The sequence below is a fragment of the Serratia sp. (in: enterobacteria) genome, assembly GCF_051654945.1.
In the GTDB taxonomy this organism is placed as follows: domain Bacteria; phylum Pseudomonadota; class Gammaproteobacteria; order Enterobacterales; family Enterobacteriaceae; genus Chania.
Genome location: NZ_JBOFZA010000090.1, coordinates 1 through 1,839, shown reverse-complemented (window position 1 = coordinate 1,839; position 1,839 = coordinate 1). Strand labels below are relative to the sequence as shown.

Genomic DNA, 1,839 nt, shown 5'->3' with positions numbered 1-1,839 from the left:
CGGAGACACGATGACGCTGACGGTGATGCTGGAAGACAGTTACGGCAACCGGGTCAGCGAGCAGACTGCCGCGCTGGCGGCGACAGGCGCCGTGACCGTGCCGAACACCACCTTTGTCGGTCCGTGGGCGGAAAGCAGCACGGTGGGGACGTATACCGCGGCCTACAGCATCACTGCTGGGGAAGTGTCGCCGGCGCATTCAGAGGTGGTGGTGCAGGACGGCACCCTGCCGGCGGACGGCACCTCCACCACCGTCGCCACCTTCACCGCCCGGGATGCGGACGGTAACCCGGTGACCGGACTGGCCCCCGGGTATTCGCTGACCGGCGATGAAACCGGCACGGAGTTCAGCGGGTTCACGGAAAGCGGCAGCGTTCCGGGCACGTACACCGGCACCCGGGCCGGCACTGCCAGCCTGATGCCGCTGGTGAACGGCGCGGCTGCAGCGAAGGAAGCGGCCACGCTGACCCTGACCGCCGGTGAGGTGGACCCGGACAACTCCACCGTGGCCGTCAGCCCGGACACCATTGTCGCCGACGGCAGCACAGAGGCCACCGTCACCTACAGCGCGAAGGATGCGCACGACAACCCGGTCAGTGGGCTGACTGGCCTTGACCTTCGAGTGGAGGGCGTCACCGGCACTACGTTTAGTGAATTCACCGATAACCAGGACGGCACCTACACCGACAAGTTGGTGGGCAGCCAGGCTGGCAGCGCTAACCTGATGCCTCGGTGGAACAGTGAGAATGCAGCCAATAGCGCGGCAGAGTTGACCCTGATACCACTGGAAATCACCGGAATTAGGGTCAACGGGTACACATTTACGACAGATGCCGGATTCCCTAAAACCGCTTTTGCTGGCGCGACGTTCCAGATCCTCATCAACGGAGAGTCGCCAGCGGCCGGAGTCTGGAAATTCACGCCTAGCAATACATCTGTTACCGTCACTGATACAGGCCAAGTCACGGTCGTAACAAACCCGACAGAGCACGGTGGCGTAACAATCGAAGTGACTCCTGATTCTGGTGGCCCATCGTTAACTTACGTAATCGGCAATACGACTTGGTTCACCCGCACAACCACGACTGTTTACGGAATCCGCCACAGCAGCAGCATGTAGTGCATTAGGGTTCGACGTAGCAACCAAGGCGCAGATGACCAAAACGGGAGCGACGGAACCCACCACTCAGAGGTCAATAGGATATTTGACGGAGTGGGGAGGACAACTTCTCACTACAAACCTCGTATGGTTAGCCGATCAGGGTTCGAGTAGTTCATTTTATTACACGGTGTCTGCCGGCGGGAACGAATTTCGTATCGAATCATATCAGTACACGTCCAAGTACCAAGTGATGCGCGCCCAGTAGACCAGTGGCCCCACGCCTCACAAAGTGCGGCGGTGACCTGACGCACCAAGGACCAGTCCAGGGGACGCCATTGCGACTGATACCGGACTCGCTCCAACCCACTGCAGCCAGTGCTTCAGATACTGCGCCACCCGGCCCTGCCGCTGTGAAGCGGGCAGGTGCCGGGTCTGCTCATAAAGCCGGCGCAGTTTCTGCAGCATATTATTAACAGCACGGGGGCAGGCTTACTGCCTCCTTTGTCATCCAGCCAGAACCCCATCCAGTCCGTCCCTTTTGTGATCCGCCCGATAAACGTTTTTTCAGGATGCTTCACAAATCCGTAGTGCGTGAGGATGTAGTGGTCAAGTAAAACTGGCCACGGTTTTATAAGCTGCGTGGTATCTTCTCTCTGACTCGTCAGGTGTCAGACCTCCGTTGTATTGATGAGGTCTGAACGTGTTGTAGTAACCTGTTATGTAACGAGTGACTTCTC

At 58.7% G+C, this 1,839-nt stretch carries 1 protein-coding gene and 1 pseudogene; one reads left to right on the top strand and one right to left on the bottom strand.

Annotated features, from left to right (window positions below; genetic code table 11):
- The coding region (locus tag ACRDCA_RS20895; RefSeq protein WP_438691246.1) for an invasin domain 3-containing protein at positions 1 to 1,120 on the top strand (1,120 nt) is incomplete at its 5' end.
- A 588-nt stretch (positions 1,121 to 1,708) separates the two neighbouring features.
- Here ACRDCA_RS20895 and ACRDCA_RS20890 read toward each other — a convergent pair.
- Positions 1,709 to 1,839, bottom strand: a pseudogene (locus tag ACRDCA_RS20890) (IS3 family transposase); the annotation flags it as partial.